The following is a 22,141-nucleotide window of genomic DNA, read 5'->3' on the forward strand; positions in this document are numbered from 1 at the left end:
TCGGTTTCTCGTTATCAAAGTTTGGTCAGGGACAGGCCGGCCCAGGTCGCGAGCAGCCCGCCGAATACGCTGATGGCCGCATAGCCCAGGGCCAGCGGCACTTGCCCGCTTTCCAGCAGGCGCACCGTATCCAGTGAAAAGGATGAAAAAGTCGTCAGCCCCCCGAGGAAGCCGACCATCAACCCGGCACGTACCTCGATCGGTACTTCCGGGCGTATCAAAAACAGGCCGTACAACACGCCAATCAGCAGACAGCCCACGATATTAACGGCCAGCGTCGCGGTATAGAAGTGCCGCGGCCAATTGGCGTTGACCCAATTGCCGGTGGCGAAGCGCAACAGGGTGCCGGCAATCCCGCCGACGGAGACTGCAACGATCAATGGAACCACTATTTTCTCCGCTGCCGGGGGCTTAAACGATCAAGTTGGGCGAGGTGGTTGAGCTTTTCGCCGATCTTCAACTCCAGGCCGCGCGGCACCGGTTGGTAGAAGGGAATCGGGTCGAGTTCTTCCGGGAAATAGTCTTCGCCGGCTGCATAGGCGTCCGGTTCGTCGTGGGCGTAACGGTATTCGTCGCCATAACCCAATTGCTTCATCAATTTGGTCGGCGCATTGCGCAGGTGCAGCGGCACTTCCAGCGAGCCGTGTTCGGCGGCGGCGCGCAGCGCGGTCTTGAAGCCCATGTACACCGCGTTGCTTTTCGGTGCACAAGCCAGATACGTAATAGCTTGAGCCACTGCCAACTCACCTTCCGGGCTGCCAAGTCGCTCCTGCACTTCCCACGCCGCCAGGCACAGGCTCAGTGCGCGCGGGTCGGCGTTACCGATGTCTTCGCTGGCCATGCGCACCACGCGCCGGGCCAGGTACAGCGGATCGCAGCCGCCGTCGATCATTCGCGCAAACCAGTACAGCGCGCCGTCCGGATTGGAGCCGCGGACCGATTTGTGCAGCGCGGAAATCTGGTCGTAGAACGCTTCACCGCCCTTGTCGAAACGCCGGCGAGTGTCGCCGAGCAGGCTTTGCAGCAGCTCGGTGCCCATCTCGCTGTTGTCTTCGGCCAGGTCCGAGGCGTTTTCCAGCAGGTTCAGCAGGCGCCGGCCATCACCGTCGGCGGCGGACAGCAGCATCTGGAAGCCTTCATCGCTGAGGGTCAGATGTCGCTTGCCCAGACCACGCTCTTCAGTGAGCGCGCGATGCACCAGTTTGCGCAACGCCGCTTCGTCGAGGCTCCTGAGTACGTAGACCCGCGCCCGCGACAGCAATGCGTTGTTCAGTTCGAAAGAAGGGTTTTCAGTGGTGGCGCCAATGAAGATCAGCGTGCCGTCTTCAACGTACGGCAGGAAGGCGTCCTGTTGAGACTTGTTGAAGCGGTGCACTTCATCGACAAACAGGATCGTGCGCTTGCCGTACTGGCCGGCCTGCTGCTTGGCGATTTCCACCGCCTGACGGATCTCCTTGACGCCGGCCAACACCGCCGAGACCGTTTCGAAATGCGCATCCGAGACTTCCGCCAGCAACCGCGCCAGGGTGGTTTTGCCCACGCCCGGCGGGCCCCAGAAGATCATCGAGTGCAGGGCACCCTGCTCCAGCGCTTCGCGCAAAGGCTTGCCGCGAGCGAGCACGTGTTCCTGACCGACGTACTCATCCAGATTGGTCGCCCGCAAACGGGCGGCCAGTGGCTGGGCAATCGGTGCACTGCGAAACAGATCCATCACGTACCGTTGAAACCTCTGTGTTTATTCCTGGATCACGTCGGCACCCTTCGGGATGTCGAACTTGAACTTCGATGCCGGGACCGCTTCGTTGGCCTTCACACCGGTAAACAGGATGTTGGTGCGCTGGCCGACGCTGTCGATCAGTTGCATGTCATTGACCAGACCGTTGCGGAACGACAAGCGCAGGCTGTCGAACAGGGTGTCCTTGGTTTTCGGCTTCAGGGTGAAGTCGATCACGCCACCCGCCTCTTTCGCGCTGATGTCGAAGCTCTGGCTGATCTTCGACACGTCGCCGGACAGTAACAGGGCCGGGGTCTGGGTCAGACGTTCATCGAGCTTCTTGATGGTGGCCTGTTCCAGATCCGGATCCCACAGGGTGACCTTCTTGCCGTCGGACACCATGGTCTGCTCGGCTGGCGCATTGGTGTGCCAGTAGAACAGGCCCGGACGCTGCAGGGTCATGTCGCCGGTGGTTTCCTGCAACTGGGTGCCGCTGCCGTCGAGGGTCAGCTGGGAGAAGTTGGCGGTCAGGGTCTTGGATGTTTCGAGCAATTGGGTCAGGCGAGCCACATCCTTGTCATCGGCGTGAGCCGTGAGGGTGGTCAGAGCCAGTACCGGCAGCAACATGCGGATAAGACGCATGGGAGTCCTCTTGAATACTCGTGGGAAAGTGGACGGCGCTTCATGCACCGTCCATTGCATTTGGATCAGGGTATCGAATCAGTCGCGTACCGGGCCAGGGGCCAGTACTTCGCGGGAACCGTTGGTGTTCATCGACGTCACGACCCCGGCCATTTCCATGGCTTCGATCATGCGCGCGGCACGGTTGTAGCCGATCTTCAGCTTGCGCTGTACAGCGGAGATGGAGGCGCGACGGCTTTCCAGCACGAACTGCACGGCTTCGTCGTACAGCGCGTCAGCTTCCGGATCGTCGCCGTCACCGCCGCCGCTGCTGCCTTCGAAACCACTGCCCGCCTCTTCGACACCGTTGAGGATGTCGTCGTTGTATTCCGGCGCACCGCGCAGCTTCCAGGCTTCCACCACCCGGTGAACTTCATCGTCGGACACGAAGGCGCCGTGAACCCGGATCGGCAGGCTGGTGCCCGGCGGCATGTAAAGCATGTCACCGTGACCGAGCAGTTGTTCGGCGCCGCCCTGGTCGATGATGGTCCGGGAGTCGATCTTGCTCGATACCTGGAACGCCATCCGTGTCGGGATGTTGGCCTTGATCAGACCGGTGATCACGTCCACCGAAGGTCGTTGAGTCGCAAGAATCAGGTGAATACCGGCCGCACGCGCCTTCTGGGCGATACGGGCGATCAGTTCTTCTACCTTCTTGCCGACGATCATCATCATGTCGGCGAATTCGTCCACGACCACGACGATGGTCGGCAGCTTCTGCAGCAGCGGCGCTTCATCGTGGATGCTTTCGCGTTTGTACAGCGGATCGCTCAGGGGCTCGCCGGCGTCCTGGGCTTCCTTGACCTTGGCGTTGAAGCCGGACAGGTTTCGCACGCCCATCTTCGCCATCAGCTTGTAGCGACGCTCCATCTCGGCCACGCTCCAGCGCAGGGCGTTGGCGGCGTCCTTCATGTCGGTCACGACCGGGCACAGCAGGTGCGGAATGCCTTCGTAGATCGACAGCTCGAGCATTTTCGGGTCGATCATGATCAGCTTGGCGTCGTCCGGGCCGGACTTGAACAGGATCGACAGGATCATCGCGTTCACGCCCACCGACTTACCGGAACCGGTGGTACCGGCCACCAACAGGTGCGGCATCTTCGCCAGGTCAGTGATGACCGGCTTGCCGCCGATGTCGTGGCCCAGAGCCAGGGTGACAGGCGATTTGAAGTTGTCGTACTCAGGCGTCGACAGCACTTCGGAGAAGCGCACGATCTGCCGGTCTTCGTTAGGAATTTCGATACCGACCGTGGTCTTGCCCGGAATCACTTCCACCACCCGCACACTGGTCACGGCCAGCGAACGTGCAAGGTCTTTCGCCAGGTTGGCGATACGACTGACCTTCACGCCGGCAGCAGGCTGGATTTCGTAACGGGTAATGACCGGACCGGGGTGAATCGAATCCACGGTGACTTCGACGCCGAACTCCTTGAGCTTGATCTCCAGCAAGTGGCCGACCGCCGCCAGGGATTCGGGCGAATAATTGAGTTGTTTCTTTTCAGCCGGGTCGAGAATCGAGATCGGCGGCAAGGTGCCTTCCACGGCGCTGTCGACGAACAACGGCACCTGCTTCTCTTTCTGCACGCGCTTGCTTGGCTCCGGCGCCTTGACCGGGGCCGGGGCGATGACCGGCGGAACCTGTTTCTCGCGCTCGGACATGTGCTTGCTCAGAGCCTGTTCGCGCTCGATCAGACGCTCCTTGACCTTGGCCTGCTCGCGCTTGTCGGTGACTGTCGGTGCAACCACGTCGTGCACGCGATCGTCGACTTCACGCAGTTGCGCGACCAGTTGCTTGCGCTCGGTGCGCGCCGACCACCAGCGGTTGACCGCGCCCTGGAACAGTTCGAACAGGTCGAGGGTGATCTTGCCGGTGATGTCCATCACCTTGAACCACGACAGGTCAGTGAACACCGTCAGGCCGAACAGGAACAGTGCGATGAACAGCAACGTGCTGCCCTGAATGTTCAGGGCATTACGGGCCAGATCACCAAGGCTTTCGCCCAGCGCACCACCGGCACCAGCCGGCAGACCGGTGGCGGCATGGAAATGAATGTGTGCCAGCGCAGCGCCGGACAACACCAGAAACACCAGGCCGATCAGGCGCCAGGAGAACAGCCAGCCGCTCCACTGCCACGGCTCGTGACGCTGACGGAAGATCTGATACGCCTTGATCGCCAGCAGCAACGGGAAGATGTAGGCGAAATAACCCAGCACCATGAACAGGATGTCGGCGCTGTAGGAACCGGCCGGACCGCCGAAGTTCTGCACGTCGTCGATCTTGCTGTTGTGGCTCCAGCCCGGATCATCCTTGCCGTAGGTCAGCAACGCCATCATCAGGAACAGGCACAAGGCACCGATGGCAATCAATGCACCTTCCTTGAGCCGGTAGTGCAACTGTTGACGCCAGAGCGGAACGACTGTTTTTGGTGCTTCCGTGGATTTCTTCAAAACGCTTCTTTTCCTGCGCCAGAGGCGCGTCCATCTATTGAATGACGATAAAAAACTGCCCAATCCAGGCAGGTAAAAAAATTGACGGGCGCAACGGAGACTACTTTTAACACTGCGCCCCGCCTTTTATAAACACGGCACGCGGCGAATATTCTGTAACAGCCCGGCATTGTACGGGTTTGCGCGTTCGATGCCATGCTTCCAGGCCCCAGGTTCAAGCATAGCCAAACGCACAACACCCGGCGTTCAATTTGAGCATGCATTACCTTTTGTGACAAAGGCTTATGAGGTGTATTTGATGAACGTAGCGAAGCATTCGCGCCTCATTTCCCCTGAGTGCAACACATTGGCATCGGCAACCTTGCCCGCACCGGTGCAACGCCCGATTACGACCGCATTCGGATGCTCAAGTTGCAGAGGTCAAAACACAGCACCTCAGTGGAGGACATTCGCGTCATTTCCCGGCACACTTTACCTCGGGCCCAGCGCCCACCGCCCTCCCCTTCTGCAAGCCTGGACGCCATGCTGACTTGGTTACAACGCAATTCACTGACTTTCCCGCCACTGGAAAAGGCCATGCGCGATCCCAACGGATTGCTGGCGGCCGGTGGCGACCTGTCCGCCGATCGTTTGATCCAGGCTTATCGTCACGGCTGCTTTCCATGGTTTTCCGAAGGCCAGCCGATTCTCTGGTGGTCGCCGGATCCGCGTACCGTGCTTTTTCCCGACGAACTGCACGTCTCGCGCAGCCTCGGCAAATTGATGCGCCAACAGCGTTATCAAGTGACCTTCGATCAGGATTTCGACGCCGTGATCCACGCCTGCGCCGCTCCCAGGGAATACGCCGACGGCACCTGGATCACCGAGGCGATGCAGGACGCCTATATCGAATTGCATCGGCGCGGTTTTGCTCACTCGGTGGAAGTCTGGGATGAGGGCGAACTGGTCGGCGGCCTGTACGGCCTGGCGATGGGGCAGCTGTTCTTCGGCGAGTCGATGTTCAGCCGCGCGGACAACGCGTCCAAGTACGGTTTTGCGACGCTGGTGCAACATCTGAAACAGGCGGGTTTCGTATTGATTGACTGCCAGATGCCTACCGATCATCTGCAAAGCCTTGGCGCCCGGGCAATTTCCCGTTCTGCATTCGCCGACTATCTGGCCCGACACCTCGATCAACCCAATCATGCGACCTGGGTTTGCTGAGCGACTTTTGCGCGCGTGGCTTACACTTAATTCACCAGCTTACCCTTGAGGGTTGATCATGACCGAGTTGGCGCGGTTGAAGTTTTATGCCACTCAGCCTCACTCTTGCAGTTATCTGCCCGAGGAACAGGCGACGACCCTGTTTCTCGACCCGAGCCAGCCCATGGATGTGCATGTCTACGCAGACCTGTCAGAAATGGGCTTTCGTCGCAGCGGCGACCATCTGTACCGCCCGCATTGCCAGAACTGCAATGCCTGCGTGCCTGCGCGCATTCCTGTCGCTCAGTTCAACCCCAACCGTCAGCAGAAACGCATCTTCAAGCGCAACATCGATTTGCAGGTGCGCCCGGTCAAGCCGGCGTTCAGCGAAGAGTACTTCGACCTCTATCAGCGCTACATCGAACAGCGCCACGCGGATGGCGACATGTACCCGCCGAGCCGCGATCAATTCTCGACCTTTCTGGTACGCGACCTGCCCTTCTCACGGTTCTACGAGTTCCGGCTCGACGGACGGTTGCTGGCAGTTGCCGTGACCGATCTGCTGCCCAACGGCCTGTCGGCGGTCTACACCTTTTACGAGCCGACGGAGGAACGCCGCAGCCTGGGCCGTTACGCAATCCTCTGGCAAATCGCCGAAGCCCAGCGGCTGGGGCTTGAGGCGGTGTATCTGGGTTACTGGATCAAAAACTGCAAAAAGATGAACTACAAGACCCAATATCGGCCTATCGAACTGCTGATCAATCAGCGCTGGGTCGTCCTGAACTAAACGCAAACCCTAAACCCCTTGGCGTAAACCCCATTTTTCGGGCACAATGCACGCCGCTTTTGCCTGGCGCAGTTGCACCGGGCCATTCATTGGATACCGAGGGCTTTACTGCATGTCGAAAGAAGACAGCTTCGAAATGGAAGGCACTGTCGTCGACACCCTGCCCAACACCATGTTTCGTGTGGAGTTGGAAAATGGGCACGTCGTAACCGCGCATATTTCCGGCAAGATGCGCAAGAACTACATTCGTATTCTTACCGGTGACAAAGTGCGCGTCGAGCTGACGCCCTATGACTTGAGCAAAGGGCGTATTACTTACCGCGCTCGCTAATCAAGTCGATACAAGACGCCCGGCATTTGCCGGGCGTTTTTGTTTGTCTGGGTTTTGGGTTTGCGCTTGAGTTTTGAGTGTATATCCGTTGCTGCGGTAACGGCTTCTTATGGTTTCGCTCTTACAGCGAGTCCCTTTTTCAAACGCCAAAAAGGAACCAAAAGGCTTTTGCCCCGGCGTACGGCACTTCGCTTAGGCTCAGTGTTCCCTCGCTACGGTGTCCACCAGGGGGCATCGCCTACGGTTTGCTTCGCTGCACCTCCTCTCGATGTATGCGGCTTCGCCGCACGGCGCTGCGCGCCTACCCCCTGATGGACACCTCCGCTCGGCCTGCCGAAGGGACTAAAGATCAAAAGCAGATCAAGAGCCAGATCAAGAGCCCCTCACCCTAGCCCTCCCGAAACGTCGGACCGCCCGTAGGGAGAGGGAACTGATCGAGGTGTATGGCAGAGCTACGCCGACGTGCAATACCGAGTCGAACTCAAGTTTTGAAAAGCCCACAAATCGGCTCCCTCTCCTCAGGGAGAGGGCTGGGGTGAGGGGTAAACCCACCACAAAACCAAAGCCGAACACGCCCCGCTCCTCTCCACTCAAAACGATGAGCGTTAGCTCGAGTACCACTTTTGATCGCAGGGCCCGTCGGCAGGCTGAGTGGAGGGATTGATCCGGGGGTGGGAGCGCAGCGACCGTGCGGCGCAGCCGCATGCATCGAGAGGAGGTGCAGCGAAGCAAACCGTAGGCGATGCCCCCGGATCAATCCCGGAGCGAAGGAACCCGAGCCACAGCGAGGGCCGTACGTCAGGGTTGAAGCCTTTTGGGTTACCTTTTCGGCGTTTGGAAAAGGTGACTCGCCGTAAGGGCGAAACCGCCAGCGGCAGCTCCCGAAGCAACGGATATGCCCACAAAATAAAAACCGCAGACAATAAAAAGGCGCCCGAAGGCGCCTTTTCACTTACCAGCCGTCAGGCCATTTCTGCAGTGGTCTCGAAGTCAAACGTCAACTCACCATCCTTGATGTCGATGTGAACCACACCACCATGCTCGGCCAGCTCGCCAAACAGAATCTCCTCCGCCAGCGGACGCTTGATCTTGTCCTGGATCAGACGCGCCATCGGACGAGCGCCCATGGCCGAATCGTAACCACCGGCCGCCAGCCAGCTGCGCGCCGCATCGGTAACTTCCAGAAGCACACGCTTGTCTTCCAGCTGCGCCTGAAGTTCGGTGAGGAACTTGTCCACCACACTTTTGATGACCTCATGACTGAGGCGACCAAACTGAATGATGGTATCCAGACGGTTGCGGAATTCCGGCGTAAAGCTCTTCTTGATCACTTCCATCGCATCAGACGAGTGGTCCTGATGGGTGAAACCGATCGAAGCACGTGCCGCCGTCTCAGCACCGGCGTTGGTGGTCATGATCACGATCACATTGCGGAAATCCGCCTTGCGCCCGTTGTTGTCGGTCAGCGTACCGTGGTCCATCACCTGCAGCAGCAGGTTGAAGACTTCCGGATGCGCCTTCTCGATTTCATCGAGCAGCAATACGCAATGCGGCTGCTTGGTGATCGCTTCGGTCAACAGACCGCCCTGGTCGAAACCGACATACCCCGGAGGCGCACCGATCAGACGCGATACGGTGTGACGCTCCATGTACTCGGACATGTCGAAGCGCACCAGTTCGATCCCCAACGCCTTGGCCAATTGACGCGCGGCTTCGGTTTTACCAACACCGGTCGGCCCTGCGAACAGGAACGAACCGACAGGCTTGTCAGGCGACTTGAGCCCGGCACGAGACAGCTTGATCGCAGTCGACAGCGAATCGATCGCCGCGTCCTGACCGAACACCGTCAGCTTCAAGTCACGCTCGAGGTTACGCAGCAGTTCCTTGTCGGAGCTGGTGACGTGCTTCGGCGGAATCCGCGCGATTTTCGCAACGATGTCCTCGACCTCAGGCACTTCGATGCGTTTCACACGCTTCTCGACCGGCTGCAGACGCTGGTAGGCGCCCGCCTCGTCGATCACGTCGATGGCCTTGTCCGGCATGTGCCGGTCATTGATGTAGCGCGAAGCCAGTTCCGCAGCGGCGCGCAGCGACTCATCGCTGTATTCGATGTTGTGGTGCTGTTCGAAACGCCCTTTCAGGCCGCGCAGGATACCGATGGTGTCTTCCACCGACGGCTCGACGACATCGACCTTCTGGAAGCGACGCGCCAGGGCACGGTCTTTTTCGAAGATGCCACGGAATTCCTGGAACGTGGTCGAGCCGATGCAGCGAATGTCGCCAGACGACAGCAGCGGTTTGAGCAGGTTCGAGGCATCCATGACGCCACCGGACGCAGCACCCGCACCGATGATGGTGTGGATTTCGTCGATGAACAGGATCGCCTGCGGACGTTTTTTCAGTTCGTTGAGCAGCGCCTTGAAGCGCTTCTCGAAGTCACCGCGATACTTGGTGCCCGCGAGCAGAGCGCCCAGATCGAGGGAATAAACGACGCTGTTGGCCAGCAGGTCCGGCACCTGGTTGTCGACAATACGTTTGGCCAGGCCTTCGGCAATCGCGGTTTTACCCACGCCAGCCTCGCCTACCAGCAGCGGATTGTTCTTGCGACGGCGCGCGAGAATCTGCGCGACACGCTCGACTTCCGTTTCACGCCCGACCAGCGGATCGATCCGGCCCTGGCGTGCGAGTTCGTTGAGGTTGCTGGCGTAAGCGTCCAGCGGATTGCCTGAAGAAGAAGACTCACCGCCCTCGTCGTCCTGCATATCTTGTTCACCTTCAGAGTGATCGCCATGCCCCGGCACTTTGGAAATGCCGTGGGCGATATAGTTGACGACATCAATGCGTGCAACGCTCTGCTGTTTCAGCAGGAACACCGCCTGACTCTCTTGCTCACTGAAGATTGCAACCAGCACGTTGGCGCCGGTCACTTCGCGTTTGCCCGAGCTCTGCACATGAAAGACAGCACGTTGCAGCACACGCTGGAAGCCCAGGGTTGGCTGGGTTTCGCGATCCTCGTCATGGACGGGGATCAGTGGCGTGGTGGAGTCGATGAACTCCTGCAGGTCGTGCTTGAGTTTGTCGAGGTTTGCGCCGCAGGCACGCAATACGGTGGCGGCAGCCTCATTGTCCAATAGGGCCAGCAGCAGGTGTTCGACGGTCATGAATTCATGACGTTTCGAACGTGCCTCCTTGAAGGCAAGATTGAGGGTGACTTCGAGCTCGCGGTTTAACATAGCTTCACCTCATACCCAAGTGGTCGGCGATTAACCGTCCTTCTCGATTTCACAGAGTAGCGGATGCTGGCTTTCCCTGGCGTACTGGTTGACCTGCATGGCCTTTGTCTCGGCGATGTCGCGGGTAAACACTCCACATACTGCCCGCCCTTCTGTGTGGACGGCCAGCATGACCTTGGTCGCCAGCTCGCGATTCAGGTTAAAAAACACCTCGAGCACTTCGACGACGAAATCCATCGGTGTGTAGTCATCATTAAACAAAACCACCTTGTACATCGGCGGCGCCTGTAACGCAGGCTTTGCTTCCTGAACAGCAACGCCTGCCGAATCGTCGTCGTGCTCCTGTGGAAGATCCTTTTGGAGAAGCGGGCGATCCTGATTGAATGTTAGTCGAATCTGGCTGATTGCATGCATGGAAAGAAAGGTTCGTCAGTTGTGCAAATACAGTGGTGGGGGCGGCTTGACACGTTTTCAACTCCGACTGCCCGGTCACCTTGACTATCGGGAAAACGGTGTTACAACCAATAGAACCCACAGTGGGGAAAAAAGATCCGCGGAGTCAATCTTTTTAACGGATTCGACTGCGGATGAATTGGATGATACTCCAGCGATGGAGACTGTTGCAGAGGGATTTGAGCATGGCTGTCGGCAAGGTGAAATGGTTCAACAATGCCAAGGGGTTCGGCTTCATCAATACCGAATCCCGCGAGGGGAAGGACGAGGACGGCAAGGATATCGATTTCTTTGCCCATTTTTCCGCCATCAAGATGGACGGGTACAAAACCCTCAAAGCCGGGCAAATCGTCGAATTCGTGATCGTACAAGGCCCCAAAGGCCTTCACGCTACAGAAATCAAGAATGTCGAAGCCGCAAAAGATGCCGCCTCGGCAGCCGCTCATCACCAATCAGTGACCAGCTGAAGCAACCCGAACACCTGCCAGAAAACAAACCGCCCGGCTCGATCACTCGAGCCGGGCGGTTTCGTTGCAGCTGCCGTTCTTACATGTGCTTGATCAGCGCTTCACCGAAGCTCGAAGAAGACACCAGCGTGGCGCCTTCCATCAGACGTTCGAAGTCGTAGGTCACGGTCTTGGCCTTGATGGCGCCATTGGTGCCCTTGATGATCAGGTCGGCCGCCTCGGTCCAGCCCAGGTGGCGCAGCATCATCTCCGCCGACAGAATCACCGAACCCGGGTTGACCTGGTCCTTGCCGGCATATTTCGGCGCAGTACCGTGGGTCGCCTCGAACATGGCCACGGTGTCGGACAGGTTGGCGCCCGGCGCGATACCGATACCGCCCACTTCCGCCGCCAGCGCATCGGACAGGTAGTCACCATTGAGGTTGAGGGTGGCGATCACATCGTATTCGGCCGGACGCAGCAGGATCTGCTGGAGCATGGCGTCGGCGATGGCGTCCTTGACGACGACTTCGCGGCCGGTTTTCGGGTTCTTGAATTTCATCCATGGGCCGCCATCGAGCAGCTCGGCGCCGAATTCTTCCTTCGCCACCTCGTAGCCCCAGTCCTTGAAGGCACCTTCGGTGAATTTCATGATGTTGCCCTTGTGCACGATGGTCAGCGACTTGCGGTCGTTGTCCACCACGTATTGCAGGGCCTTGCGCACCAGACGCTTGGTGCCTTCTTTCGAAACCGGCTTGATGCCGATGCCGCAATCCTGGTCGAAACGGATCTTGGTGACGCCCATTTCTTCTTTCAGGAACTTGATGACCTTGGTGGCCTCAGGGGAGCCGGCTTTCCATTCGATACCGGCATAAATGTCTTCGGAGTTCTCGCGGAAGATCACCATGTCGACGTCGCCAGGCTTTTTCACCGGGCTTGGCACGCCTTCGAACCACACCACAGGGCGCAGGCAGACATAGAGATCGAGCTGTTGGCGCAGGGCAACGTTGAGGGAGCGGATGCCGCCACCGACCGGGGTGGTCAGCGGGCCCTTGATGGAAACCACGTAATCCTTGACCGCGTCCAGGGTTTCCTGGGGCAGCCAGGTGTCCTGGTCATAGACTTGAGTTGCTTTTTCGCCAGCATAAACCTCCATCCAGGAAATCTTGCGCTTGCCCCCGTAGGCTTTCTCTACGGCAGCATCAACCACTTTGATCATCACAGGGCTGACGTCGACGCCAATGCCGTCACCTTCGATGAAGGGAATGATCGGGTTATCAGGGACATTGAGAGAATGGTCTGCGTTGACGGTGATTTTGTCGCCGACGGCTGGAACCTGAATCTTCTTGTAACCCATGCTGAACTCCATTGTTTGGATTGAACATCTGGCTTGGTTCGAGCGTAACCCAGTTAAATCAACACGCAAACCCTCTGTTCCGGGCGCGACCACATCTCGGTTCGTACAAGCCTGAAAGCAAAGGGAAAAGCGCCAATCTCAAGCATTCACGGCGACTCTACGCCCCACCCCGGCCTGCGACCTTTAGACCAATGGACGAGAATCGTTGCATATGAACCATCGGCAGATTGCCAGCTACCTATGTATAATGCCGCCCGCTGACCAAAGGGTCACGACGGCTGGCCTCTCTAGCACGAGACTTTCCGCCTGATTGGTCGGGTTGTTACCGCAGTCCGACTGCTTGACGCTCTACTGATGCACCCAACATCACCGCGAAGATTCTCGACATTCGGTTCATGGATGACTTTGAACGAACGCGCTTACCCGGCGCCCCTCGAGTTTCTGCGCACGCTTTAGCAAAGAAGAGAGAGTTAATCCGAATATGCCCACCCGCTCGAAGATCATCTATACCTTCACCGACGAAGCTCCAGCCCTCGCCACCTATTCCCTGCTGCCGATCATCGAGGCTTACACCGCCTCGGCCGATATCGCCGTGGAAACCCGCGATATCTCTCTTGCAGCACGTATTCTGGCCAGCTTCCCCGAGCAACTGGGCGACAAAGCCGTAGCCGACCACCTCGCCGAACTGGGCGACCTGGCCGTTACGCCTGAAGCCAACATCATCAAGCTGCCGAACATCAGCGCCTCGGTTCCGCAACTGCAAGCCGCGATCAAAGAACTGCAGGCCCAGGGCTACAACCTGCCGGACTACCCGGAAACCGTGACCAGCGACGCCGACAAAGACGCCAAGGCGCGCTACGACAAGGTCAAGGGCAGCGCCGTGAACCCGGTTCTGCGTGAAGGCAACTCCGACCGTCGCGCGCCGTTGTCGGTCAAGAACTACGCTCGCAAGCACCCACACAAAATGGGCGCCTGGGCCAAGGACTCCAAGTCCCACGTCGCTCACATGAGCACCGGCGATTTCTACGGCAGCGAAAAAGCGGCCCTGATCGACGCCGCTGACACCGTGAAAATCGAGCTGGTCGCCCAAGACGGCACCACCACCGCCCTGAAAGAAAAAACCACCGTTCAGGCGGGCGAGATCCTCGACTGCTCCGTGATGAGCAAAAAGGCTCTGCGCGCGTTCATCGCCGCTGAAATCGACAGCGCCAAGCAACAAGGCGTGCTGCTGTCGGTTCACCTGAAAGCCACCATGATGAAGGTCTCCGACCCGATCATGTTCGGCCAGATCGTTGCCGAGTTCTACAACGACGCCCTGACCAAGCACGCCGACGTGCTGGCCGAGATCGGCTTCAACCTGAACAACGGCATCGGCGACCTGTACGCCCGCATCAAATCCCTGCCGGCCGAACAACAAGCCCAGATCGAAGCCGACGTGCAGGCGGTCTACGCCGTTCGTCCTTCGCTGGCGATGGTCAACTCCGACAAAGGCATCACCAACCTGCACGTGCCGAGCGACGTTATCGTCGACGCCTCGATGCCGGCCATGATCCGTGACTCCGGCAAGATGTGGGGCACCGACGGCCAGCTGCACGACACCAAGGCTGTGATCCCGGATCGCTGCTACGCCACCATCTACCAGGCCGTGATCGAAGATTGCAAAGCCAATGGCGCTTTCGATCCGACCACCATGGGCAGCGTGCCAAACGTTGGCCTGATGGCTAAAAAGGCTGAAGAGTACGGTTCCCACGACAAGACCTTCCAGATCAAGGCCGACGGCGTGGTTCGCGTAACCGACAGCAAAGGCACCCTGCTGATGGAACAGGCTGTTGAAGCCGGCGACATCTTCCGCATGTGCCAGACCAAAGACGCGCCGATCCAGGACTGGGTCAAACTGGCCGTCAACCGTGCTCGTGCAAGCGCAACGCCAGCCATTTTCTGGCTGGACCCGATGCGCGCCCACGACGGCGTGGTGATCGAGAAGGTTCAGGCTTACCTGAAGGATCACGACACCGCTGGTCTGGACATCCAGATCATGGCGCCGGTCGATGCCATGAAATACACCCTGCAGCGCACCCGCGAAGGCAAGGACACCATTTCGGTGACCGGCAACGTACTGCGTGACTACCTGACCGACCTGTTCCCGATCATGGAACTGGGCACCAGCGCCAAGATGCTGTCGATCGTGCCGCTGATGAACGGCGGTGGCCTGTTCGAAACCGGCGCCGGCGGTTCGGCTCCGAAGCACGTGCAGCAACTGGTCGAAGAGAACTTCCTGCGCTGGGATTCGCTGGGTGAATTCCTGGCCCTGGCCGCGTCTCTCGAGCACCTGGGTGTGAACTACAACAACCCGAAAGCGCTGGTTCTGTCCAAGACCCTGGACCAGGCCACTGGCCAGTTCCTCGACAACAACAAGTCGCCATCGCGTAAAGTCGGCAACATCGACAACCGCGGCAGCCACTTCTACCTGGCAATGTACTGGGCACAAGCCCTGGCCGCCCAGACCGAAGACACTGCACTGCAAGCGCAGTTCGCGACTCTGGCCAAGACCCTGACCGAGAACGAAGCGACCATCGTTGCCGAGCTCAACGCCGTTCAAGGCAAGCCAGTGGACATCGGCGGTTACTACCACGCCAATGCCGAGCTGATCAGCAAGGCCATGCGCCCAAGCGCAACCCTCAACGCGGCCATCGCTGCGCTGGTATAAGGTTGTAAAGGGAACATCACAGACCCCGGCCTTGCGCCGGGGTTTGTGTTTCTGCCTATCGCTCAGGAGATTCAATCAATGCAATGGCTCCCCCACATCACCGTCGCCACCATCGTCGAGGACAACGGGCGTTTTTTGATGGTCGAGGAACACAAGGCCGGGCGTAACGTGCTCAATCAGCCCGCCGGTCATCTGGATCCGGAAGAAACCCTGATCGAAGCCGCCGTGCGCGAAACCCTCGAAGAAACCGGCTGGGACGTCGAACCCACCGCCGTGGTCGGCATTTATCTTTACACCGCCCCGAGCAACGGCGTGACTTACCAGCGCGTGTGCTTCAGCGCCAAAGCCGTGAAACATCACCCGGATTATCAACTCGACGACGGCATCGTCGGCGCCAAGTGGCTGACCCGCGACGAATTATTGGCCCAGCGCGACAACTGGCGCAGCGAGCTGATCATCCGTTGCATCGATGATTATCTGGCCGGCAATCGCTTCGGCCTCGAACTGATCCGCCCTTCCCTTTAGCCTTGAGGCCGTGAGCCTGATAGAATCGCGTCCTTTTTCAAGACACTCATTGAATCCCTATGCGTGATCCAGCCCCTTCTGACACATCCAAGAAGCGCGTCATTGTCGGCATGTCCGGCGGCGTGGACTCTTCCGTTTCCGCTCTCCTGCTGATCGAGCAGGGCTATGAAGTGGAAGGCCTGTTCATGAAGAACTGGGAAGAAGACGACGGAACGGAATACTGCACCGCCATGGACGACCTGGCGGATGCCCAGGCCGTGTGCGACAAGATCGGTATCAAGCTGCACACCGCCAACTTCGCCGCCGAGTACTGGGACAACGTGTTCGAGCACTTCCTGGCCGAATACAAGGCCGGCCGCACGCCGAACCCGGATATCCTGTGCAACCGCGAGATCAAGTTCAAGGCGTTCCTCGACTACGCCATGATGCTCGGCGCTGACCTGATCGCCACCGGCCACTACGTGCGCCGCCGCGATATCGATGGCCGCACCGAGCTGCTCAAGGGCCTGGATCCGAACAAGGATCAGAGCTACTTCCTGCACGCCGTCGGCGGCGAACAGATCGCCAAGACCCTGTTCCCGGTCGGCGAGCTGGAAAAACCGGAAGTCCGCGCGATTGCCGAGAAATACGAGCTGGCGACCGCCAAGAAGAAGGATTCCACCGGGATCTGCTTCATCGGCGAGCGTCGCTTCAGCGATTTCCTCAAGCAATACCTGCCGGCACAACCGGGCGAGATCAAGACCACCGAAGGCGAAGTCATCGGCCGTCACCACGGCTTGATGTACCACACCATCGGCCAGCGTCAGGGCCTGGGCATCGGCGGCCTGAAAGACGCCGGCGACGAGCCGTGGTACGTGCTGCGCAAGGATCTGGACACCAACGAGCTGATCGTCGGTCAGGGCAACAACCATCCGTGGCTGTTCTCCAGCGCCCTGCTCGCTTCGGAAATCTATTGGGTCAACCCGATCGATCTAAGCCAGCCGCTGCGCCTGACTGCCAAGGTTCGTTATCGCCAGAGCGATCAGGCCTGCACCCTTGAGAAAACCGAAACCGGCTATCGCGCCGTGTTCGACGAGCCGCAGCGCGCGGTCACGCCGGGCCAGTCGGTGGTGTTCTATGACGGTGAAGTCTGCCTCGGTGGCGGCGTGATCGAAGTCGCCGAGCCGTGGAGCGGCCAGGCATGAGCCCGACTCAGGAGCAATTGACCGCTCTGGGCGGCGTGTTTCTCGCCGCCGTGCTGGTCGACCGGATCGCCAAGACCGGCCAGACCAACGAGGCCGGCCTGAGCTGCATGCTCGGCAGCCTGCTGGTTCGCGACCCGAAAGATACCCTGGATGTTTACGGCGGCGACGATATCAACCTGCGCGAGGGTTACCGCGCGCTGATCGGCGCCCTCGAGCGCGACCCAAGCACCTTGCAACGCGAACCGCTGCGCTACGCCCTGTCGATGCTTGGCCTTGAGCGACAACTGGCCAAGCGCAACGACATGCTCGACGTGATCGGCAAGCGCTTGCCGCAGATCCAGTCGCAGGTCGAGCATTTCGGCCCGGCCCACGAAAATGTGATCGCGGCCTGCGGTGCGCTGTATCAGGACACACTGAGCACGCTGCGCCAGCGCATTCAGGTGCATGGCGACATGCGCAATCTGCAGCAGCCGAGCAACGCCTCGAAGATTCGCGCTCTGCTGCTCGCCGGCATTCGTTCGGCACGCCTGTGGCGTCAGCTCGGCGGTCACCGCTGGCAGCTGGTCGTCAGCCGACGCAAATTGCTCAAAGAGCTGTATCCGTTGATGCGCAGCGAGTAAATCGCCGCGCAATAAAAGCTTTGTAGTCTGTAACGCGTAATACGCCGGTCAGTTGGCGACGGACCGGCGGATTTTTTCATGTATGATACGCGCCCCATTTCGTTGCCCGACTGTCCGAGAACACCCCATGCAGCTCTCTTCGCTCACTGCGGTTTCCCCTGTTGACGGCCGCTACGCCGGCAAAACCCAGGCCCTGCGCCCAATTTTCAGCGAGTACGGTCTGATCCGTGCCCGCGTTCTGGTTGAAGTGCGCTGGCTCCAGCGCCTGGCGGCTCACGCCGGCATCCCGGAAGTGCCAGCCTTCTCCGCCGAAGCCAACGCCGTTCTGAATGAACTGGCCGAAAACTTCTCGCTGGAGCACGCCGAGCGCGTGAAAGAGATCGAGCGCACCACCAACCACGACGTAAAAGCGATCGAATACCTGCTCAAAGAGCAAGCGGCCAAGCTGCCTGAGCTGGCCAAGGTCAGCGAATTCATCCACTTCGCCTGCACCAGCGAGGACATCAACAACCTGTCCCACGCCCTGATGCTGCGCGAAGGCCGTGACGACGTGATGCTGCCGCTGATGCGCCAGACCGCCAACGCCATCCGCGAACTGGCCATCCGCTTCGCCGACGTGCCGATGCTGTCGCGCACCCACGGTCAGCCGGCTTCGCCGACCACCCTGGGTAAAGAGCTGGCGAACGTGGTTTACCGTCTCGAGCGCCAGATCGCTCAGGTCGCTGCCGTTCCGCTGCTGGGCAAGATCAACGGCGCTGTCGGCAACTACAACGCTCACCTGTCGGCCTACCCGCAGATCGACTGGGAAGCCAACGCCCGCGCCTTCATCGAAGACGAGCTGGGCCTGGGCTTCAACCCGTACACCACGCAGATCGAGCCGCACGACTACATCGCCGAGCTGTTCGACGCCATTGCGCGCTTCAACACCATCCTGATCGACTTCGACCGTGACATCTGGGGCTACATCTCCCTCGGTTACTTCAAGCAGCGCACCATCGCCGGCGAAATCGGTTCGTCGACCATGCCGCACAAGGTCAACCCGATCGACTTCGAAAACTCCGAAGGCAACCTGGGCATCGCCAACGCACTGTTCCAGCACCTGGCGAGCAAACTGCCAATCTCCCGCTGGCAGCGTGACCTGACCGACTCCACCGTGCTGCGTAACCTCGGTGTCGGCTTCGCCCACAGCGTGATCGCGTACGAAGCGAGCCTCAAAGGCATCAGCAAGCTCGAGCTGAACGCTGACAAGATCGCTGCCGATCTGGACGCTTGCTGGGAAGTCCTGGCCGAGCCGATCCAGACCGTGATGCGCCGCTACAACATCGAAAATCCGTACGAGAAGCTGAAAGAACTGACTCGCGGCAAGGGCATCAGCCCTGAAGCGCTGCAGACTTTCATCGATGGCCTGGACATGCCGGCCGCTGCGAAAGCCGAGCTCAAGCAACTGACGCCGGCCAACTACATCGGAAACGCTGTAGCGCAAGCCAAACGCATCTGATCGACTGCTTGACCCGTTTGAGACGCCCGGCCGCGCCGGGCGTTTTTATTCCCGTCTGAAAAATGCTTTTTTTCAATAGGTTACATATGAATCCCGATATTCCTCTTCAACTTCTGGGTGGTCTTACGGCGCGCGAATTCATGCGCGATTACTGGCAGAAAAAACCACTGCTGATCCGTCAGGCGATTCCTGATTTCGAAAGCCCGATCGACGCCGACGAACTCGCCGGCCTGGCCCTGGAAGAAGAAGTCGAATCGCGCCTGGTGATCGAGCACGGCGAGCGCCCTTGGGAACTGCGTCGCGGCCCGTTCGCCGAAGACGAATTCAGCAAACTGCCGGAGCGCGAGTGGACCCTGCTGGTGCAGGCGGTCGATCAGTTCGTGCCGGAAGTCAGCGAGCTGCTGGAGAACTTCCGCTTCCTGCCGAGCTGGCGCGTCGACGACGTGATGATCAGCTTCGCCGCTCCGGGTGGCAGCGTCGGTCCGCACTTCGACAACTACGACGTGTTCCTGCTGCAAGGCCACGGCAAGCGCAACTGGAAAATCGGCCAGATGTGCGACTCCGAAAGCCCGCTGCTGCAACACGCGGATCTGCGCATCCTCGCCGAATTCCACGAGACCGAAGAGTGGGTCCTGGAACCGGGCGACATGCTCTACCTGCCGCCGCGCCTGGCTCACTGCGGCGTTGCCGTCGATGACTGCATGACATACTCGGTCGGCTTCCGCGCACCGAGCGCCGCTGAAGTGCTGACCCACTTCACCGACTTCCTCAGCCAGTTCCTGACTGACGAAGAGCGCTACACCGACGCCGACGCCAAGCCGGTCAGCGATGATCCACATCAGATCCAGCACGATGCACTCGGCCGCCTGAAAGCGCTGCTCGCCGAACACATGAGCGACGAACGCCTGCTGCTGACCTGGTTCGGCCAGTACATGACCGAGCCGCGTTATCCAGAGCTGGTGGTCGGCCCGGAAGAAGTCGAGGAAGAAGACCTCCTCGGCGCGCTCGAAGACGGTGCCATCCTGATCCGCAACCCGAGCGCGCGTCTGGCGTGGTCGGACGTCGATGACGATCTGCTGCTGTTCGCCAGCGGTCAGAGCCGTTACCTGCCGGGCAAGCTGCGCGAACTGCTGAAGCTGATCTGCTCTGCCGACGCCCTGCACACAGACAATCTCGGTGACTGGCTGAGCGACGAAGACGGTCGCGGCCTGCTGTGCGAACTGGTCAAACAGGGAAGCCTGGGGTTCGCCGACGATGAATAAGATTCGCGTACGTGTTGCAGACTGGCAAAAGGACAACGCCGAGATCCGCCGCATTCGCGAAACGGTGTTCATTGCCGAACAATCGGTTCCACCCGAGCTTGAGTGGGACGCTGATGACGCCACGGCGGTGCATTTCCTGGCTTTCGAAGGCGACTTTCCGATCGGCACCGCCCGCCTCTTGCCCGACGGGCATGTCGGCCGGGTTTCGGTGCTGAAGGACTGGCGCGGCCTGAAGGTCGGCGATGCGCTGATGCAAACGGTGATTGCCGAAGCGGAAGCACGCGGCCTGAAGCAGCAGATGCTCAGCGCCCAGGTACAGGCCACGGCGTTCTATGAGCGCCTGGGTTTCAACCTGGTCAGCGAGGAATTCCTCGAAGCCGGGATTCCGCATGTCGATATGGTTCGTCACTCAGCTTAAGACCGAGGCGCCGATCGTTCCCACGCTCTGCGTGGGAATGCCTCTCGGGACGCTCCGCGTCCCTTGCGGCATGTGACGCAGAGCGTCACTGGCTGCATTCCCACGCGGAGCGTGGGAACGATCACGTAAAACGCCCCGCCATCTCACGATGCCGGGGCGTTTTGCTGTCTAGGATTCAACTTGCCCCACCCCGGGCCGACAAACTGGCAATATCAAGCCTTTCGAAAGCGGAGATAACGGACATGTCCCTACGCACCCTGCTCACCACCCTGCTGCTCGGCTGCAGTTTTTCGGTGATGGCAGCCACAGAAATCGTGCCCCTCAAATACCACACCAGCGCCGACATGCTGCCGGTGGCTCAAGACTTCATCGGCAAGGACGGCCAGGTCAGCGCCTATGGCAACCAACTGATCGTCAAGGCTGAACCCGGCAAGATCGAAGAACTCAAGGACCTGCTCTCGCAACTCGACACCGCGCCCAAGCGCCTGCTGATCACGGTCGACACCAACGAAAACAACGGTCGTGGCGATGAAGGCTATTCGGTCAATGGCGCGCAAACCCGCATCATCAGTCGCAGCACTGCCAGCCGTGACGGCGGCATTCAGCAGATCCAGGCCAGCGAAGGCGCACCGGCGCTGATCCAGGTTGGCCAAAGCGTGCCGATCACCAGCAGCCAGACCAACTCCTACGGCGATTACAGCAGCCAGACTCAATATCGCAACGTCACCCAAGGGTTTTATGTCACCGCCAGCGTCACCGGCGAAACCGTTCACCTGGCCATCAGTACCAACCGTGACCGCATGAGCCAGGAACGTCCCGATGTAGTGAACGTGCAAAGCACCGACACAACTGTCACCGGGCGTCTGGGCGAGTGGATCACCCTCGCTGGCGTAAATCGCCAGACTCAGGCCGACAAACAGGGCCTGGCCCGCAGCTACTCGACTCAAGGCCGGGATGACATGACGTTGCGGGTGAAAGTCGACACGTTGGACTAAAGCACCGAAAACTGACTGATTAGTCGTATTAGACGAAAGATGTAGTGCTTGAAAAAAAGCACTACAAAACGTTTGACGAGCCAAAAAAGCGAAGGCATGATGGCCTCGCTCCCGCTAATCAGAGGCCCTGGCAAGGGCCTTCGAAGCGATGCTCGCAACCATCCCCGCGAGCCGTTTCGTGTCTGTACCGCCCACAAGGTGTGTTTGACGAGGTTGCCGACTGGAACGAAGTTGTCCCGAGGGACGGAAGCGTAATTAGGTAACCCGGCTTTACACTGTAGTTCGTATAAAGGCCCACGA

19 protein-coding genes are annotated in these 22,141 nt (G+C 59.5%); 12 read left to right on the top strand and 7 right to left on the bottom strand.

Annotated elements, in window-relative coordinates; all coding sequences use genetic code 11:
* Positions 1–14: 14 nt before the first annotated feature.
* The 4 genes from crcB to ABFB52_RS18615 form a co-directional block, all read right to left on the bottom strand.
* Positions 15–389: a fluoride efflux transporter CrcB gene (gene crcB, locus ABFB52_RS18600; protein WP_007958188.1), complete on the bottom strand. Its 375-nt coding sequence runs from the start codon at positions 387–389 to the stop codon at positions 15–17.
* Positions 389–1,711: a replication-associated recombination protein A gene (locus ABFB52_RS18605; RefSeq protein ID WP_129972717.1), complete on the bottom strand. Its 1,323-nt coding sequence runs from the start codon at positions 1,709–1,711 to the stop codon at positions 389–391. Before ABFB52_RS18605 ends, crcB begins: the two co-directional genes overlap by 1 nt.
* A 24-nt stretch (positions 1,712–1,735) precedes the next feature.
* Positions 1,736–2,356, bottom strand: a complete 621-nt coding sequence (gene lolA / locus ABFB52_RS18610; protein ID WP_007958184.1) for an outer membrane lipoprotein chaperone LolA — start codon at positions 2,354–2,356, stop codon at positions 1,736–1,738.
* Positions 2,357–2,434: 78 nt separating this feature from the next.
* Positions 2,435–4,843: a DNA translocase FtsK gene (locus tag ABFB52_RS18615; RefSeq protein WP_045121862.1), complete on the bottom strand. Its 2,409-nt coding sequence runs from the start codon at positions 4,841–4,843 to the stop codon at positions 2,435–2,437.
* Positions 4,844–5,365: 522 nt separating this feature from the next.
* Between ABFB52_RS18615 and aat the strand changes: the two genes are divergently transcribed.
* From aat to infA, 3 genes are all read left to right on the top strand, one after another.
* The gene (gene aat / locus ABFB52_RS18620; RefSeq protein ID WP_085745989.1) at positions 5,366–6,046 is read left to right on the top strand and encodes a leucyl/phenylalanyl-tRNA--protein transferase; all 681 of its coding nucleotides are present in this window, start codon (positions 5,366–5,368) and stop codon (positions 6,044–6,046) included.
* A gap of 58 nt (positions 6,047–6,104) precedes the next feature.
* A complete protein-coding gene (locus tag ABFB52_RS18625) occupies positions 6,105–6,812 on the top strand; it encodes an arginyltransferase (RefSeq protein WP_102718731.1) in 708 nt (235 codons plus the stop codon).
* 112 nt (positions 6,813–6,924) lie between these two features.
* Positions 6,925–7,143 carry a translation initiation factor IF-1 gene (gene infA, locus ABFB52_RS18630; protein ID WP_002553999.1) on the top strand — a complete coding sequence of 73 codons (219 nt, stop codon included), beginning with the start codon at positions 6,925–6,927 and terminating at the stop codon, positions 7,141–7,143.
* A 962-nt stretch (positions 7,144–8,105) separates the two neighbouring features.
* On the opposite strand, the gene clpA is transcribed toward infA, so the two are convergent.
* Complete coding sequence (gene clpA / locus ABFB52_RS18635) at positions 8,106–10,376, bottom strand: ATP-dependent Clp protease ATP-binding subunit ClpA (RefSeq protein WP_007951436.1); 2,271 nt, start codon at positions 10,374–10,376, stop codon at positions 8,106–8,108.
* 30 nt (positions 10,377–10,406) lie between these two features.
* Positions 10,407–10,790, bottom strand: a complete 384-nt coding sequence (gene clpS, locus ABFB52_RS18640; protein WP_011334948.1) for an ATP-dependent Clp protease adapter ClpS — start codon at positions 10,788–10,790, stop codon at positions 10,407–10,409.
* A 224-nt stretch (positions 10,791–11,014) separates the two neighbouring features.
* On the opposite strand from clpS, the gene ABFB52_RS18645 reads away from it, so the two are divergent.
* A complete protein-coding gene (locus ABFB52_RS18645) occupies positions 11,015–11,296 on the top strand; it encodes a cold shock domain-containing protein (protein ID WP_085745987.1) in 282 nt (93 codons plus the stop codon).
* Between the two features lie 79 nt (positions 11,297–11,375).
* Here ABFB52_RS18645 and icd read toward each other — a convergent pair whose 3' ends face one another.
* Positions 11,376–12,632 (bottom strand): NADP-dependent isocitrate dehydrogenase, encoded by a 1,257-nt coding sequence (gene icd / locus ABFB52_RS18650; protein ID WP_129972715.1) that lies wholly within the window; start codon positions 12,630–12,632, stop codon positions 11,376–11,378.
* 481 nt (positions 12,633–13,113) lie between these two features.
* Here icd and ABFB52_RS18655 point away from each other — a divergent pair, with 481 nt between their 5' ends.
* The 8 genes from ABFB52_RS18655 to ABFB52_RS18690 all read left to right on the top strand — a co-directional run bounded on the left by ABFB52_RS18655 (position 13,114) and on the right by ABFB52_RS18690 (position 21,841).
* The gene (locus tag ABFB52_RS18655) at positions 13,114–15,339 is read left to right on the top strand and encodes an NADP-dependent isocitrate dehydrogenase (protein ID WP_102687968.1); all 2,226 of its coding nucleotides are present in this window, start codon (positions 13,114–13,116) and stop codon (positions 15,337–15,339) included.
* A gap of 78 nt (positions 15,340–15,417) precedes the next feature.
* Positions 15,418–15,864: an NUDIX hydrolase gene (locus ABFB52_RS18660; RefSeq protein WP_102687967.1), complete on the top strand. Its 447-nt coding sequence runs from the start codon at positions 15,418–15,420 to the stop codon at positions 15,862–15,864.
* Positions 15,865–15,923: 59 nt separating this feature from the next.
* On the top strand, positions 15,924–17,048 hold the full coding sequence (mnmA, locus tag ABFB52_RS18665) for a tRNA 2-thiouridine(34) synthase MnmA (RefSeq protein ID WP_085745984.1): 1,125 nt from the start codon (positions 15,924–15,926) through the stop codon (positions 17,046–17,048).
* Entirely contained in the window at positions 17,045–17,668 is a 624-nt protein-coding gene (gene hflD, locus ABFB52_RS18670; RefSeq protein ID WP_039767411.1) for a high frequency lysogenization protein HflD, read from the top strand. Before mnmA ends, hflD begins: the two co-directional genes overlap by 4 nt.
* Before the next feature lie 127 nt (positions 17,669–17,795).
* Positions 17,796–19,166: an adenylosuccinate lyase gene (gene purB / locus ABFB52_RS18675; RefSeq protein ID WP_039767413.1), complete on the top strand. Its 1,371-nt coding sequence runs from the start codon at positions 17,796–17,798 to the stop codon at positions 19,164–19,166.
* A gap of 86 nt (positions 19,167–19,252) precedes the next feature.
* Positions 19,253–20,428: a cupin domain-containing protein gene (locus ABFB52_RS18680; protein WP_007951451.1), complete on the top strand. Its 1,176-nt coding sequence runs from the start codon at positions 19,253–19,255 to the stop codon at positions 20,426–20,428.
* Positions 20,421–20,846 carry a GNAT family N-acetyltransferase gene (locus tag ABFB52_RS18685; RefSeq protein WP_129972714.1) on the top strand — a complete coding sequence of 142 codons (426 nt, stop codon included), beginning with the start codon at positions 20,421–20,423 and terminating at the stop codon, positions 20,844–20,846. Before ABFB52_RS18680 ends, ABFB52_RS18685 begins: the two co-directional genes overlap by 8 nt.
* Before the next feature lie 242 nt (positions 20,847–21,088).
* Entirely contained in the window at positions 21,089–21,841 is a 753-nt protein-coding gene (locus ABFB52_RS18690) for a secretin N-terminal domain-containing protein (RefSeq protein ID WP_007951453.1), read from the top strand.
* Positions 21,842–22,141 lie beyond the last annotated feature (300 nt).

The sequence above is a fragment of the Pseudomonas sp. 9.2(2024) genome, from assembly GCF_039695385.1.
In the GTDB taxonomy this organism is placed as follows: domain Bacteria; phylum Pseudomonadota; class Gammaproteobacteria; order Pseudomonadales; family Pseudomonadaceae; genus Aquipseudomonas; species Aquipseudomonas paraglycinae.

What these genes read in the sequence shown, in the direction of transcription:
- ABFB52_RS18655 (WP_102687968.1), top strand. Translation starts at nt 13,114, where the DNA reads ATGCCCACCCGCTCGAAGATCATCTATACCTTCACCGACGAAGCTCCA.
- icd (WP_129972715.1), bottom strand. Translation starts at nt 12,632, where the DNA reads ATGGGTTACAAGAAGATTCAGGTTCCAGCCGTCGGCGACAAAATCACC.
- infA (WP_002553999.1), top strand. Translation starts at nt 6,925, where the DNA reads ATGTCGAAAGAAGACAGCTTCGAAATGGAAGGCACTGTCGTCGACACC.
- ABFB52_RS18660 (WP_102687967.1), top strand. Translation starts at nt 15,418, where the DNA reads ATGCAATGGCTCCCCCACATCACCGTCGCCACCATCGTCGAGGACAAC.
- ABFB52_RS18605 (WP_129972717.1), bottom strand. Translation starts at nt 1,711, where the DNA reads ATGGATCTGTTTCGCAGTGCACCGATTGCCCAGCCACTGGCCGCCCGT.
- mnmA (WP_085745984.1), top strand. Translation starts at nt 15,924, where the DNA reads ATGCGTGATCCAGCCCCTTCTGACACATCCAAGAAGCGCGTCATTGTC.
- hflD (WP_039767411.1), top strand. Translation starts at nt 17,045, where the DNA reads ATGAGCCCGACTCAGGAGCAATTGACCGCTCTGGGCGGCGTGTTTCTC.
- ABFB52_RS18680 (WP_007951451.1), top strand. Translation starts at nt 19,253, where the DNA reads ATGAATCCCGATATTCCTCTTCAACTTCTGGGTGGTCTTACGGCGCGC.
- clpS (WP_011334948.1), bottom strand. Translation starts at nt 10,790, where the DNA reads ATGCATGCAATCAGCCAGATTCGACTAACATTCAATCAGGATCGCCCG.
- purB (WP_039767413.1), top strand. Translation starts at nt 17,796, where the DNA reads ATGCAGCTCTCTTCGCTCACTGCGGTTTCCCCTGTTGACGGCCGCTAC.
- ABFB52_RS18690 (WP_007951453.1), top strand. Translation starts at nt 21,089, where the DNA reads ATGTCCCTACGCACCCTGCTCACCACCCTGCTGCTCGGCTGCAGTTTT.
- ABFB52_RS18645 (WP_085745987.1), top strand. Translation starts at nt 11,015, where the DNA reads ATGGCTGTCGGCAAGGTGAAATGGTTCAACAATGCCAAGGGGTTCGGC.
- aat (WP_085745989.1), top strand. Translation starts at nt 5,366, where the DNA reads ATGCTGACTTGGTTACAACGCAATTCACTGACTTTCCCGCCACTGGAA.
- lolA (WP_007958184.1), bottom strand. Translation starts at nt 2,356, where the DNA reads ATGCGTCTTATCCGCATGTTGCTGCCGGTACTGGCTCTGACCACCCTC.
- ABFB52_RS18685 (WP_129972714.1), top strand. Translation starts at nt 20,421, where the DNA reads ATGAATAAGATTCGCGTACGTGTTGCAGACTGGCAAAAGGACAACGCC.
- ABFB52_RS18625 (WP_102718731.1), top strand. Translation starts at nt 6,105, where the DNA reads ATGACCGAGTTGGCGCGGTTGAAGTTTTATGCCACTCAGCCTCACTCT.
- clpA (WP_007951436.1), bottom strand. Translation starts at nt 10,376, where the DNA reads ATGTTAAACCGCGAGCTCGAAGTCACCCTCAATCTTGCCTTCAAGGAG.